Consider the following 13840-nt stretch of genomic DNA (forward strand, 5'->3'; position numbering starts at 1 on the left):
GTGTAGGGTAGCTTGGCGTAAGCCAAAGCAAATCGCATGTCATAACGTGGTTTTTATCGGTCAGGACTTACGCATAGGCTACGAAAAATATGGGTTTGAGATTGCTTCCCTACGGTCGCAATGACGAAAATACGTTAATCGCGCGTAAGTCCTATTGGTTTTAAACGGTAAGTCAATAGTTTTGGGCTTATACGGTGTAATAAAGTTACATCAATTTTTGTTGGTGAATGTGTTTATTGAGAGAATACCTTTACTGTCCTAAATTATCTATACTGAAGTACAGAAGATAGTGTAGACATTATGAGTAAAGTTGAACGCGAATCAATAAACTTTAAACTGCCAAAACCTTTAGTGAATGCGCTAAGGGCTAAAGCCAGAGAAATGGAAACCACAGCCACCGATTTAGTTATCCAGGGACTAGACTATGTTCTCAATTTAACTCCTGAGCAGACAGGTAAACGTATAGAAAATCATCTAGAAAGTCGTCTACACCAAATTGAAACCGAGTTACAGAAGCTGACAACCAATATAGAAGCTCGTACAGAAAGAAGTGTAGAAAGTAAAGCAGGGCAAGACTCAAAGCGGTTGAGTAACTTAGAACAGAACCTAGAAACACTAGCTAGGCGACTAGATATTTTGGAACGGGCGTTACTTGCTGGTAAATATGGTGGTTCCCAAAAACCTCGTCGCTCATCCTACCCATACCAACAGCAAGAAGTAACAATTCAACCCTTTCCAGCCCAAAATTTAGCACAGCGTTTAGGCTTAACTGCATCTTCTCTATCTGCCGAAAGGGAAAAATTAACCGCTCAAGAATTTATTAGTTGGACCAGAAACCGAGATCCCAGAGGTATAGGTTGGGAATACCACCCAGAAGATGATTTGTATCATCCATTGCAACAATAATCAAAGCATCAATATTGCTATATTAAAATTTATGTTTTCAGCAAATATCAAACCTATAAATCGCTATAATCACCACACAATCCAGCAGCAACGCAACTATGAAAATTCTGCATGGAACCTGGATACCAGACCCAGAAACCGACTTTATTCAGTCAGGGTCATTTTATCTGTGGGTGGAAACACCTGTACTAAAAAACAAACGCAATCATAAACAACAGATTCATCCTGGACATCTCCCCAAAGATGAATTACTGCAATTTTTAGTTCAAGAATTAGGAATTAAAGAACCATTACCCATATTAAAGGAACGCATATCTGCTAAATATTTTGCACTGCCAACCTCCGATAATCAACCTTTACCCTCACCAGAATTAATTAAGTATCTAGAAATAGAAATTTATGAAGCAGACACAGAATTTCAATATTGGCAAGTAGATTGTTATGAAACTTTAACTTCTATCAAAACTAAAACACCTGCAATTAATATTATTAGACTGCTCAACGACATCCATTTTTTAGCAATCAATAACCTCAGTGAAATTCAATTCGGTTCTGATTTATTATTCTGGTATCATTATACGCAATCATTTAAGCAAATAATTCTCAAAGACCAATATATCCCAACTCTCAAATATCGACAGTTAGAATCTGCTCAAACTAAAAGCAAGAGTAAAGCCAAGAAACCAACTGCCCCAGAGTTTGAACTCCATACAGGTTGGGAAATAATTTCGGATCAGTATGAAACTAATATTCAAAAATATATTGAATATATGCCATTGATTTGTGTAGCAGGTTCAGCTACAAATAATGAAAGCATCGAATTTTTTGACCAAGAAACCCTATTACGGCACTTTTCTGAATCTATCCTCAATAATATAGTTACTCATACCCCTTCGACTGCTGCCTTTGACAAACAAATTACCAATTCCTTAGTCTACTATTGTTTTTATTCTCAACAGCACAATCCCCGCACAGCGAATGTAACTTTACAAGAATACAAACAATGGCAGACATGGAAAAGTAAAATTACTCGCTCCCAATCAGAATTACCATTTTATCTGTGCTTTCAACTTAATTCCCCTCCTGCTGAACAAATAGATAACTGGGAAATGCAGTTTTTGGTGTCTAGTAAACAAGACCCTTCTCTGAAGTTAGCTTTAGCAGATTATTGGCCAATGAGTCCAAAAACTAAAACCAGTGTACAAAAGCAGTATGGTGAAAACTTTGAAACTAATTTGTTGTTGAATTTAGGATATGCAGCGCGGATGTATCCTCAATTATGGCAAGGATTAGAAACAGATACTCCTGTGGGAATGCGACTAACATTAGAAGCAGCATTTGCATTTTTACAAGAAAGTGCTTGGGTGTTAGAAGATGCAGGTTTTAAAGTGATTGTCCCTGCTTGGTATACTCCTGCTGGTCGTCGTCGTGCTAAACTGCGACTCAAAGCTTCCGGTCGCAGTCGTTCCGCAACTAAGGGAGAAAACAAAAGTTATTTGGGTTTAAATTCTTTGGTGCAATATGAATATGAATTAGCAATTGGTGAGGAAGTTGTTACTAAACAAGAATGGGAACAATTAATTAATGCTAGAGCTAATTTAGTGCATTTTCGTGGTCAATGGATGGAATTAGACCGAGATAAAATGCAGCAGTTGCTAGAATTTTGGCAATCTCATGGTGAGGAAAAACCAGAGATGTCTGTCTTGGAATTTCTACAACGTCATGCAGAAGCTGGGGAAGATTGGGATATTGAACATGATGAAATTTTGTCAGATATGATGGTGAAACTACAAGATAAAAGTAGATTAGAACCAATTTCTGACCAATTAAATTTGCAAGGAAGTCTGCGAGAATATCAAAAGCGTGGTGTTGCTTGGTTAGAATATTTGGAACGGTTGGGTTTAAATGGCTGTTTAGCAGACGATATGGGTTTAGGCAAGTCGGTACAGGTAATTGCTAGACTTGTCCACGAGAGAGAGTCGCTTCTTGTTGAGGAGGAGATAGGGACATCGGAAGATGGGAGAAACAAGAGGGATGAAGAAGATAGAGGAAATAACAGATACCAGAAAGAGTCGCTTCCTGTTGAGGGAGAGATAGGGACATCGGAAGATGAGAGAAACAAGAAGGATAAAGAAGATAGAGGAAATAAGAGATACAAAAAATCCCAAGAAGATAGAGGAAATGGGAGAGATGGGGAGAATGTCAACAGTTCTCAAACATCTGTGTTACCAACATTATTAATTGCACCGACATCTGTAGTTGGTAACTGGCAAAAGGAAATTGCTAAGTTCGCACCTCATCTTCAAAGTATGGTACATCACGGGAGCGATCGCATCCAAACTGTTCCCGAATTCAAAACCGCTTGTCAGCAGTATGATGTCATCATTACCTCTTTCACTTTAGCTCGCAAAGATGAAAAACTACTGCAAAGTATTGAATGGCAAAGAATTGTTTTAGATGAAGCACAAAATATCAAAAATCCTAAAGCTGCACAAACCAAAGCTATTCTCAAACTTGCTGCTAAACACCGACTAGCTTTAACAGGAACTCCTGTGGAAAACCGTTTGTTAGATTTATGGTCAATTTTTAACTTTCTCAATCCTGGTTACTTAGGTAAAGAAGCCCAGTTTCGCAAATCTTTTGAAGTCCCCATTCAAAAAGATAACGACAGAGTAAAATCTACTACGCTGAAGAAATTAGTCGAACCTTTGATTTTACGTCGAGTTAAAACAGACAAATCTATTATCAACGATTTACCAGATAAAGTTGAACAAAAACTCTACACCAATCTGACTAAAGAACAAGCATCTTTATATGAAGTAGTCGTTAAAGATGTAGAAGAGAAATTACAAACAGCCGAAGGAATTCAACGCAAAGGTTTAATTCTTTCCACTCTGATGAAATTAAAGCAGATTTGTAACCATCCTGCTCAATTTTTACAAGATAACAGCGAATTTTCTCCCGAACGTTCTCACAAACTCAGTCGCTTAGTAGAAATGGTAGATGAAGCTGTTTCTGAAGGTGAAAGTTTGCTGATATTTAGTCAATTTACAGAAGTGTGTGAACAAATTGAGAAACACATCAAACATAATTTACATTGTAACACTTACTATCTGCATGGTGGCACAAGTCGCCAACGTCGGGAACAGATGATTACTGAATTTCAAGACCCGGATACAGAAGCATCTGTGTTTATTCTGTCACTAAAAGCAGGTGGTGTAGGGATTACTTTAACTAAAGCTAATCACGTTTTTCATTTTGATAGATGGTGGAATCCAGCAGTTGAAAATCAAGCCACAGATAGAGCTTTTCGGATTGGACAGAAAAAGAATGTGTTTGTCCATAAATTTGTGGCGATTGGTACTTTAGAAGAGAAAATTGACCAAATGATAGAAGATAAGAAAAAACTGTCTGCTGCGGTGGTAGGAAATGATGAATCTTGGTTAACGGAGTTAGATAACGAGGCTTTTAAACAACTGATTGCTTTAAATAAAAGTGCAATTTTGGAGTAATATATTATGGCTAAATTTAGTCGGACATGGTGGGGCGATCGCTTTATTCAAGCATTAGAAAATTTTACTGATGATGGTCGCTTACAACGCGGATGTTCCTACGCAAATAATGGTAAAGTTTTGCATTTGGAAATTGAACAAAATCATATTACTGCTATGGTCAGAGGTTCTGTTAATCCTTACTTCGGAGTATACAAAGAACCAACTTATCATATTTCTATTGAAATTAAAGCGATAGCGAAAAGTAGTTGGAATAAAGCTATTGATAAGCTATCATCTAAAGCGAGTATTGTTTCTAGGTTGTTACTGAATGAAGTTCCAGAGAATATAGAAGACAGTTTTCAGGAATTGGGATTACACTTATTACCTCATAGTAGTAAGGATTTTAAAACTAAATGTTCCTGTCCAGATTATGCTAATCCCTGTAAACACATAGCTGGGGTTTATTATTTAGTTGCTTCTCAATTGGATAATAATCCATTTCTGTTATTTGAACTGCGGGGATTATCAAAGGACGAACTTCAGACTAAACTGGCTAATTCTAACTTAGGTAAAGCACTAGCACAGGAATTAAACACCCAAGAAGTTAGTTTAGAGTCTTCTACTTCGTTTTATACCAAGCTAGAAAAACAATCTGTTGCTGAAAAACCAAGTGTGCGGGAATTTTGGTTAGGTAAAAAGCGTTTGCCTCAAACTATAGAAGTACCTAGTTCTAGTGGTATTTCCGCAATTATTGTCAAGAAACAGGGAGATTTTCCGGCTTTTTGGCATAAAGATAATTCATTTATTGAAACCATGGAGGAGTTTTATCAACGAGTAAAAACGAAAAATCAAAGTTTAATTTAGGTGTTATTCGGTACTTGTTATGCTAAATCTAGTTTAAAAAATCTATGTATGTTTAGTTTTGGAAAAACTGGCAGTATGAGAAAGCTATTTTCACCTTTTGTTAAAATAAAATATAGCCGTAGACAGAGTAGTTAGGACATCAATTAATCATGAAACTATTACTACAAAAGAGTTTTACTCCTGACTCCTGACTTCTGCTATAACTTGCTGCTACCGTATAAATTTATGACTTATAGTCCTCCCAAACTCCTTACTTTCGAGCAATTTTTAGTTGAGTATGGAGACAACCCCCGTTACGAACTTAGTGACGGAGAATTACGTGACATGGAACCCACGGGACCCCATGAAGAAGTTGCTGGAAACATTGCTGGTAGAATCTGTACAGAAATTCTTCTTGGTAATTTCAACTGGTTGATTCCCAAAACTTGTTTAATTAAACCACCTGCTGCTCAAGCAACAGCACTCCGTCCAGATGTTATCGTTTTAGATAAAACAAGACTTAGCCAAGAACCACTCTGGCAAAAAGAACCTATTATCTGTAATGGTAATACTATTAAGTTAGTTGCTGAAGTAGTGAGTAGTAATTGGCAAGATAATTATGCTAGAAAAGTAGAAGAATATGCTTTTCTGGAAATACCAGAATATTGGATTGTTGATTTTCGTGGTTTAGGTGGACTGCAATTTATTGGTAGTCCTAAACAACCTACTTTTACAGTCTGTCAATTAGTGAATGGTGTATATCAACAGCAAAAATATCGTTTAGGAGATATCATTGTTTCTGGACTATTTCCCAATTTGCAACTTAAACTTGATGATGTTATGCCATGTTAGGGGTTGCGGATAAAGTCTTTCCGTTTTTAGCACAAGGCATGAAAGGTAGATATAAGTTACAGATTTTACCCAACAGACCAACAGCAACAGAGTTTAGATCGGTTGTTTGGTTGCGTTAGGGTTGTCTGGAATGATGCTTTAGCGTTCTGTAAGCAATCTGTTAGCGTAGCGGGCGAGCGTACCCGCTCGACAAAAAACGGACAGGGAGTGACTGTAAGACTGTTATCGCCAGTGGCGACGCTGCGCGAACGGCAGCGAGTTACTGTGAACTGTCAAGAATCACTTAGGTTCTACCTCGGTGAGTATGTCAACAATCATATCTGCTAACAAATTAGTCATTTCTTCTTGACCTTGTTTGCGGTTATCATCATACTGAATTAACACATCCAACTTGGCATGACGGCTGACTTTTTGTGTTTTTCGCACATCTCCATCAGTCGCATCTAACAGTGCAGTAATCCCACTATGACGAATGCGGTGTGGTGACATCAACTTTTTCACACCAGCAGCATCAAAATAATTGACAATGATTTTGCGAATACCATCCCCAGTTAAACGATGTCCCCGACTACGATGATCAAGGGCAATAAATAGCGGTGCATTAGCACTTAGATGACCACGTACTTGCAACCAATCAGCGATCGCCTGTGTTGTCCCTCCCGACAACTTCACCCATTCCGCATTTGTCCCTTGTCCCTTGCCTAAAATTCGCAACCGACAATCCTGGGGGTCAAAATCCTTGATATTTAATTGACTGGCTTCATTACGGCGCAGTAAATTTTCCCACAACAGACGTAGTAGGGCATAATCTCTTTTCCCAGCGACTGTAGAACGCTCAATCATGCCAATCGTGGTATCCATAGTTCGAGCATCCACCCCGGTTGTATCGCGGTAGACCTTGACCTTTTCTAATTCCACATCTTCCAGGGAATAGCTGCACACACCCAACTTACGGGCAAACTTCACCAAAGATTTAATACTGCTGAGACGACGGTTAACTGTAGCTTCCTTTAACCCCTGTGCTAATAACTTAGCTTTGTACTTCAACACCACCGCCACTGCCCGTTGCTGATTCAGGTGTAAAAACTCCAACACACTATCATTATTGGGTTCACACCCAGTCATCGCCACAAAAAACTTGCGTAAATCTTTTTGGTACTCCCGCCTGGTACTAGCAGCACGGATATTAGCCAGCATCAAAGCAATAATATCTTGCTCATCCTCTGTGGCGGTGAAATACCGTTCAATTGGTGCTGCCAGGGATTTTTGCAACAATGCAATTTCCTGTGAAGTACCATAGGCACTCACCTGCTCATCCCTAGTTGTTGCCCATCCCCGCCCCGGAGGTTCAATAGTATCAGACATAACGTTGCACTCGAAAATGGCTGTTTTCGATATCAACTCTATTCTCGCTTACTTTGCTCTCTACATCACGTTTATAACCCTAAATTTTTAAGAACAAATGATTTTTATTATTTGTAATTTAATATACTAATCAAGTCTCTCTATTTTTACCAGTTCGCTTCATTTTTTCTTGACACTCTGTTTTTAGTGCAGCCAGTGTGGACAAATTTTTACCACTCAGAGATACCTACTCTTTCTCACAAAAATGTCCACAATTTGTGGACAAAAATCAAAGTTCTGAATCTTTCACAACCGGATTAAGTGCTAGTCTTCACCAAAATGTCCACAATTTGTGGACGTTAAAATCAAGCTTTAAACGTCAATACAGGACTTAATCTTGCCACCACATCAACCATTTGGGCTTCCACTTGCACCAATGCAATACTACTTTCCCAATTGACTGTTTGGTTGAGCAAACCTTGGGTAAAAATCTCCTGTACGATTTTTAATTCCTGTGGTGTCAGAGTCACAGCCAAACGATCTAGATAACTTGGTCGGTTTGCATTGGCAGTGAACAAACGATTCAGAAAAGCTGATGTAATGTGCATTAAAGTTGAATTCTGCTCCAGCACCACTTCCACTTTCAAACCTGCCACTTCAAAAGCCTTTCGCAAATCCTCTACATCCCAATTCAGCATTGGGTCGGAAGAATTAGTATAAATCGCCTCCTCTGCCGCTACTAAGCGAGCGTACAAATTAACACCTAGCTTTTGCTCGTCTAGCAAACGATAAAGTCTTTGCGTATGCCGTGGTACAGTCTCTGCCAGTATAATTCTTCCTGAATGGGGTAGAATTTGAGCTAAAATTTGAGCAGCAGCGTTTTTATCAGACTCGTTTAATAAAGCATTCCGACCAATTATATAGTCAAAATTTACACCTAACGCTTGAGAAGCTAATACAGCAGGTAACTCTGTTATCTGTGCTGTTAGAACTATTGGTCGCCTTAATTCGTCTAGCGTCGTAGCTTGTTCACGTAAAGCTTGAGTATGGCTTTCACTGCGAACACAAGCATAAACTCCACCTTCTGGGACATGGCGGACTGCTTCCCAGGTCAGTAAACCAGTACCTGCATTGATATCTAAAACGACATGATGACGCTGTAATTGAGCGATGGTGAAAATGCGCTCTCGTACCGTCGCTAACTGTGTGCCTATTTGGGAAAGTGTGCGTTGCAACCATCGTTCCGAAGCTGCATCTGTATTGCTGTAGGTGAGGATTTCTATTGGCTCAGTACCTAGGCCGGACACCATAGCCGCAAGTTGAGCTTCACGGCGACGTGCTACCTGTACGTTAATTTCTCCCTCAAAACCTTGGGTTGATGGTTGGTAAAATACCTGTCCTTGCAAACTGGCTGGCAGATATTGTTGCGCTACCCAATGGTCACGATAAGCGTGAGGGTAAAGATAACCTGCACCATGCCCAAAACCTTTTTGATCACGATTAGCATCTTTGAGATGGGTGGGAACTTCTGCTTCTCGTTCCTGCTCTACGGCTGCTAAAGCGTCGAAGAAGCCCATGATACTGTTGGACTTAGGCGCAGTTGCTAAATAAAGGGCTGCTTGCGCTAAATGATAACGTCCTTCTGGCATTCCTACACGGTCAAATGCTTCAGCGCAAGAATTGACGAGAACTACAGCCTGGGGATCAGCTAGTCCCACATCTTCACTGGCTAAAATCAGCATCCGCCGGAAGATAAAGCGTGGGTCTTCCCCGGCATAAACCATTTTTGCCAACCAGTATAATGCTGCATCTGGGTCAGAACCACGCAAGCTTTTAATGAAGGCACTGATAGTATCGAAATGAACATCACCTTCTTTGTCGTATAAAACGGCTCGTTGTTGAATGGATTCTTCTGCAACTGCTAATGTGATATGAATAACACCTCTGGTATTGGCTGATGTTGACTGTTGAGTTTTAGCGGTGAATGGTAAATCTTCAACAGTTAATTGTGTTGTTTCTACAGCTAATTCCAAAGCATTTAATAATGAACGAGCATCACCGTTAGCAACATTAATAAGATGAGCTAAAGCATCAGGGTCGATTTTAATTGCTAAGTTTCCATAACCACACTGTTTATCAGTTAATGTTTGTTCAACTACACGATATAAGTCTTGCTCGTTGAGTGGCTTGAGTTGGAAAATGCGCGAACGACTAACAAGTGCTTTATTAACTTCAAAGTAAGGATTTTCTGTTGTTGCTCCGATTAAGATGACTGTGCCATTTTCTACCCAAGGTAGTAGGGCATCTTGTTGAGATTTATTAAAACGATGGACTTCATCTACAAACAGTATGGTTTTTTGATTGTGGTATTTGCGTTGTGCTTGGGCTGTTTCAATGGCTGCACGAATTTCTTTTACTCCAGAAAGGACGGCATTAATGGCAATAAAATCCGCGCGGGTAGTGTTAGCAATGACGCGGGCAAGTGTTGTTTTACCAGTTCCTGGGGGTCCGGCAAAAATTAGTGATGATAGTTGGTCTAGGCTAATAGCACGTCGCAGCAGTCGTCCTTGTCCGATGATATGGTCTTGGCCAATAAATTCATCTAGAGTTCGGGGACGCATCCGTGCTGCTAGTGGTGCTTCTTTTTCTGTTATTCGCATCAAATGTTGGTCAAATAAATCCATAAATTTTAGTAACAATAAAAACTCAAGTTAAAATTAGCACTGTCCGTGCATTATCTAGTCTGAATCAACAATTAGTCACTGGTTAATTCTATCAAAATGCTAATGATGTACTGGAAATAATACGAATATCCGCATTTAGTTCTATAAAAATTTGTTATTAAAATATCCAATAATAGTTCAAACTCTTGTTGTATACGCACATTTAATGTAAAATAATTCTCATACATAACAAAATAACTATTAAAAATTCATCCTGAAAATATTCTTGTGTAATTGACATAAAAATGAGCAATAGTCGTTATCCTTCTAACTGGAAAGAAATAGCTAATGCTGTGAAAGAATCGGTTGGCTGGCGTTGTCAAAAATGCGATAAACTGTGCTTAAAGCCCGGAGAAGAAACTTCTCATTTGACAAAATCTCAACGTCGAGCTTATACTCTCCAAGTTCATCATTGGAATTTTAATCCTGCGGATAATCGACGAGAAAATCTTGCACCTTTGTGTAGTGGATGCCACTTATATTATCACCGCTTTGGTCGGGGTAATATATCTCCTGGACAGTTGGAGCTTGAGTTGAAATTCAAAATTTAATCAGCTTAATCAAACGGATGTATGAGTTAGGCTGTAGTAGGGAGAAAATAATTCAGCTATTCCGGTTAATAGATAGATTAATGACGTTACCACCGGATTTAGATTTGAATTTCAAAACTGAATTGCAGCGTTTTGAGGCTGAAAAACAGATGACATATATTACAAGTATACAACGTATAGAAAGAGCGCAAACTCTCCAGGAATCTATTGTTAAAATCCTAAAAACTCGATTTGAAGATGCTCCGTCTGAATTAGTCGAACAAATAAAGCAAATTTATGACCACGAGCGATTAAACCAATTACTAGAGCAATCTGTCACTATAGGGTCAATTTCCGAATTTCAGCAACAATTAAATCAGGAGAACCCAAATATTGATGAAAAGAGAATTTAAACCCATATATTAGGTTAAGTATTTAAGCAGAAAGTTTTTCGGAAAAATGCACCTGAGACATAACTTGTGTGCGTATTGAATTAGCAGCTGTCTCTGCAATTTCCGCTCTATCAGAATCGGTGATAAGTACTGCAAGTAGCAATTTGAGAGCTTCGCGGTTAGATATAAACTCTTCACCGTATAAATCATCTTGCAACAGCATGGCTTCTAAGTAAGGTAATAGCTCAGGTGCAGGAGATAGCAACCGTTCTTGAATGCGTCTCCTTGCCGTCTCTATTGCTGAAGAGGTACCTACCCCTAAATTCCATGTTTCAATTATTAGCCTGATTTCACGGTTAAGTGATACACGCAGAGTTGATAAACGACCAAATAAAGGAAGGTTAAGCATTAAAGGTGGTAGTGCATTACCCCAATCCAAACCAGCACCAATAGTGCAATTGGCTTCATCTTCGATACGAACAGCCTCATCAAGCCATCCTTCACTAAAAAGTAAATCTATAGCTTCTTGGGTTGTTACTGGCTCGTTCACCTGAGAATTATGATTTTGCTGTTGGTTATTCATAAATTTTCACCTTATGTTCGTCTTAATGGGCCATACTCAAAATAAACTAAGTTATCATATTCTTCTTCCGTTCCACAGTTAAACATATTTTGTTTTTCATAAAATCCTACAGACCTGGGTAAAGAATGCAACCCAACTCTACCTTCATACCCTAGCTCAACACTTCTAATTCTTGCAAAATTTAACAGTGCTTGACCAACACCTTTAAATTGAGGTGGACGCTGAATTTCAATTCGGTTAGTGGGGGCAGTCGCAATGCCATCAATATAAACTAGCCTCTTCCCAATATTTAACCGGGAACCGTGCATTTGCGTTTCTATTATCATTAATCCTTGAGTTTTGTTTTCACACTCAATTGCATAACCTTCAAGATTATCTTGAGTGGCAATATATCTTAATTTAAATATCCAGTCCCAGTATTTATCTTCCTGATTAAATAACCTTAAGCTTTTAACCCAATCATTTACATAATCATCAACATTTCTTTGTTGTAATTTTACCAAATATGATTCAACAGATGCGTTGTCACTGCCTCTTTTTAATTGGATTTTTCGCTGCACCTAAATCTCCTATTTAAACTTATTATTAAAGTCTGTAACGGCTATTCTAGTCCTAGGTAAAAGAGTAAAAGTGAATGTGCATAGCACTAGCTATATACCAACCCGCTAGCACAGCATCGTTTGAAATTTTTCCAAGAACTACCAAACTATCTTCTTTATCGACATAGTAAAGTGCGAGGAAACCCAAAGAATACTCTTGAGAATCTCCTGCTACACTGTCAAGTTCGTCGGAGTGGATGTCAATTTAGTTGCTTTTTTAGTGGTCAAATATTGCTCGATCGCTTCCCGAATCAAATCAGGTACTGTGCATTTTTCTAAATCAGCCAGATGTTTCAGTTGGTCTTTCATCTGCGGATGCATCAATACCTTTACCTGTTCAGAAAGAGGCTCATCTCTGCCATAGTCAAAGCGATACTTGGTTCCAAAATCAGGATTGCCACCAGGTCTCGCCATTGCTTCCACACTCATAACGACAACTTAATTATATCGCAACTAGAATTAAGCAAATATTTCTGAACAATATGGCTGAATTGCGTGGTACTACGTTATAATGTCAAGTATAATTGAACGGGAGCGCAAGTGTAATGATTAATGCGCCGCTTGACAGGACTGCTACAGCTACCAATAATGACTTAAGTATTGATACTGCTAATATTACAATAACAGTCTTAGCTACCGAAGAACTAACAGAGGAAGAAGAGCGCGATCGCCTGCATTTAGAGCGTCAAGTAGAGAGAGCGTTTTACGAAGCTGGAAAAGCTTTGAGAGAATTGAGAGACAGAAGACTATATCGCAACTCTCACAAAACTTTTGATGAATACTGCAAAGACAGGTTTAGCTATAACCGTTCCCGTTCCTATCAACTCATCGACGCAGCAGGTATTGTGGACAACCTGCGAGAATGTCCACAAATTGTGGACATTTTACCAACAGCTGAAGGACAGGTGCGACCACTGACAAAACTGGAAGCAGAGGAACAAGTTGATTGTTGGCAGGAGGCAGTAGAGGCAGCAGGTGGTAAAGTACCATCAGGACGCATTGTCAAAAGTATTGTGGACAAAATACGCGAGAAAACGAACTTGCCTAATCCCTACCACCTGGGAGAAGTGTGCCAAATATTACCAAAAGACAATCCAGAACTGAAAGGAAAAAGCGGGTGTTGGGGAATTATTACTCATGTGGGTAATTTTAGTTGCACAATTACCACTTGGGACGGAGAGTATACTGTCAAAATAGAAAACCTCAAGTACTTAAATTACTCTGGGGCTGATTGTGAATATATGCAGCAATTATGCCAGCGCCTTGTGAGATTGCATCAAGCCACTGGGAATCGAGACGCTGCTGTGGGTTGGTTACTGAGTGGTTTAGGGAAGCAAAATCAACCGTTTTTGACACCACTACAAGAAAAGTTATTGGCTGTTGTTGAGGAAGAGTACGGGTTGAGTTGACGCTTTCCAGCGTGGATGTATCCCACATGCCGCACCCTCCGGTGTGACAATCGGTTTTTATGGCTAACGCCAAGCTTTGCTAACGGGTTTTTATCCACAATTAATGTTGCGTTTTTTACTAAAGCTAAGGAATTTTAGAGTGTGATAGCTTCTCTACGAGAGGCT

At 39.2% G+C, this 13840-nt stretch carries 13 protein-coding genes; 8 read left to right on the forward strand and 5 right to left on the reverse strand.

Translation table 11 applies throughout. The features are described from left to right. Window positions 1-300: 300 nt before the first annotated feature. From H6G73_RS17390 to H6G73_RS24500, 5 genes are all read left to right on the forward strand, one after another. A complete protein-coding gene (locus H6G73_RS17390) occupies window positions 301-906 on the forward strand; it encodes a hypothetical protein (protein ID WP_199317761.1) in 606 nt (201 codons plus the stop codon). A gap of 98 nt (window positions 907-1004) precedes the next feature. Further along, on the forward strand, window positions 1005-4418 hold the full coding sequence (locus H6G73_RS17395; RefSeq protein WP_190606748.1) for a DEAD/DEAH box helicase: 3414 nt from the start codon (window positions 1005-1007) through the stop codon (window positions 4416-4418). A gap of 6 nt (window positions 4419-4424) precedes the next feature. Then, window positions 4425-5264, forward strand: coding sequence for an SWIM zinc finger family protein (locus tag H6G73_RS17400; protein WP_190606750.1), 840 nt, complete (start codon window positions 4425-4427; stop codon window positions 5262-5264). Window positions 5265-5489: 225 nt separating this feature from the next. Next, the gene (locus tag H6G73_RS17405; protein WP_190606752.1) at window positions 5490-6095 is read left to right on the forward strand and encodes a Uma2 family endonuclease; all 606 of its coding nucleotides are present in this window, start codon (window positions 5490-5492) and stop codon (window positions 6093-6095) included. A gap of 102 nt (window positions 6096-6197) precedes the next feature. Then, entirely contained in the window at window positions 6198-6422 is a 225-nt protein-coding gene (locus H6G73_RS24500; RefSeq protein ID WP_242034234.1) for a helix-turn-helix domain-containing protein, read from the forward strand. Here the strand turns inward: H6G73_RS24500 and H6G73_RS17415 are convergent. Further along, window positions 6375-7460 carry a tyrosine-type recombinase/integrase gene (locus H6G73_RS17415; protein WP_190606754.1) on the reverse strand — a complete coding sequence of 362 codons (1086 nt, stop codon included), beginning with the start codon at window positions 7458-7460 and terminating at the stop codon, window positions 6375-6377. The two genes, H6G73_RS24500 and H6G73_RS17415, sit on opposite strands and share 48 nt — an antisense overlap. Window positions 7461-7804: 344 nt before the next feature. Further along, on the reverse strand, window positions 7805-10123 hold the full coding sequence (locus tag H6G73_RS17420) for an AAA family ATPase (RefSeq protein WP_190606756.1): 2319 nt from the start codon (window positions 10121-10123) through the stop codon (window positions 7805-7807). A 284-nt stretch (window positions 10124-10407) separates the two neighbouring features. Here H6G73_RS17420 and H6G73_RS17425 point away from each other — a divergent pair, with 284 nt between their 5' ends. Further along, window positions 10408-10713, forward strand: coding sequence for an HNH endonuclease (locus tag H6G73_RS17425; protein ID WP_190606758.1), 306 nt, complete (start codon window positions 10408-10410; stop codon window positions 10711-10713). 17 nt (window positions 10714-10730) lie between these two features. Next, window positions 10731-11105: a hypothetical protein gene (locus H6G73_RS17430; RefSeq protein WP_242034235.1), complete on the forward strand. Its 375-nt coding sequence runs from the start codon at window positions 10731-10733 to the stop codon at window positions 11103-11105. A 22-nt stretch (window positions 11106-11127) separates the two neighbouring features. On the opposite strand, the gene H6G73_RS17435 is transcribed toward H6G73_RS17430, so the two are convergent. From H6G73_RS17435 to H6G73_RS17445, 3 genes are all read right to left on the reverse strand, one after another. Further along, window positions 11128-11667 (reverse strand): hypothetical protein, encoded by a 540-nt coding sequence (locus H6G73_RS17435; protein ID WP_190606760.1) that lies wholly within the window; start codon window positions 11665-11667, stop codon window positions 11128-11130. 11 nt (window positions 11668-11678) lie between these two features. Beyond that, entirely contained in the window at window positions 11679-12227 is a 549-nt protein-coding gene (locus H6G73_RS17440; protein WP_190606762.1) for a GNAT family N-acetyltransferase, read from the reverse strand. A 210-nt stretch (window positions 12228-12437) separates the two neighbouring features. Then, entirely contained in the window at window positions 12438-12695 is a 258-nt protein-coding gene (locus tag H6G73_RS17445; RefSeq protein ID WP_242034236.1) for a ribbon-helix-helix domain-containing protein, read from the reverse strand. A 116-nt stretch (window positions 12696-12811) separates the two neighbouring features. Between H6G73_RS17445 and H6G73_RS17450 the strand changes: the two genes are divergently transcribed. Next, window positions 12812-13675: a hypothetical protein gene (locus tag H6G73_RS17450; RefSeq protein WP_190606763.1), complete on the forward strand. Its 864-nt coding sequence runs from the start codon at window positions 12812-12814 to the stop codon at window positions 13673-13675. Window positions 13676-13840 lie beyond the last annotated feature (165 nt).

The sequence above is a fragment of the Richelia sinica FACHB-800 genome, from assembly GCF_014698825.1.
GTDB lineage: Bacteria > Cyanobacteriota > Cyanobacteriia > Cyanobacteriales > Nostocaceae > FACHB-800.

Excerpts from the sequence above, each read along its gene's own strand:
- H6G73_RS17405 (WP_190606752.1), top strand. The coding sequence starts at position 5,490 with ATGACTTATAGTCCTCCCAAACTCCTTACTTTCGAGCAATTTTTAGTT.
- H6G73_RS17435 (WP_190606760.1), bottom strand. The coding sequence starts at position 11,667 with ATGAATAACCAACAGCAAAATCATAATTCTCAGGTGAACGAGCCAGTA.
- H6G73_RS17425 (WP_190606758.1), top strand. The coding sequence starts at position 10,408 with ATGAGCAATAGTCGTTATCCTTCTAACTGGAAAGAAATAGCTAATGCT.
- H6G73_RS17450 (WP_190606763.1), top strand. The coding sequence starts at position 12,812 with ATGATTAATGCGCCGCTTGACAGGACTGCTACAGCTACCAATAATGAC.
- H6G73_RS17390 (WP_199317761.1), top strand. The coding sequence starts at position 301 with ATGAGTAAAGTTGAACGCGAATCAATAAACTTTAAACTGCCAAAACCT.
- H6G73_RS17400 (WP_190606750.1), top strand. The coding sequence starts at position 4,425 with ATGGCTAAATTTAGTCGGACATGGTGGGGCGATCGCTTTATTCAAGCA.
- H6G73_RS17430 (WP_242034235.1), top strand. The coding sequence starts at position 10,731 with ATGTATGAGTTAGGCTGTAGTAGGGAGAAAATAATTCAGCTATTCCGG.
- H6G73_RS17415 (WP_190606754.1), bottom strand. The coding sequence starts at position 7,460 with ATGTCTGATACTATTGAACCTCCGGGGCGGGGATGGGCAACAACTAGG.
- H6G73_RS17420 (WP_190606756.1), bottom strand. The coding sequence starts at position 10,123 with ATGGATTTATTTGACCAACATTTGATGCGAATAACAGAAAAAGAAGCA.
- H6G73_RS17395 (WP_190606748.1), top strand. The coding sequence starts at position 1,005 with ATGAAAATTCTGCATGGAACCTGGATACCAGACCCAGAAACCGACTTT.
- H6G73_RS17445 (WP_242034236.1), bottom strand. The coding sequence starts at position 12,695 with ATGAGTGTGGAAGCAATGGCGAGACCTGGTGGCAATCCTGATTTTGGA.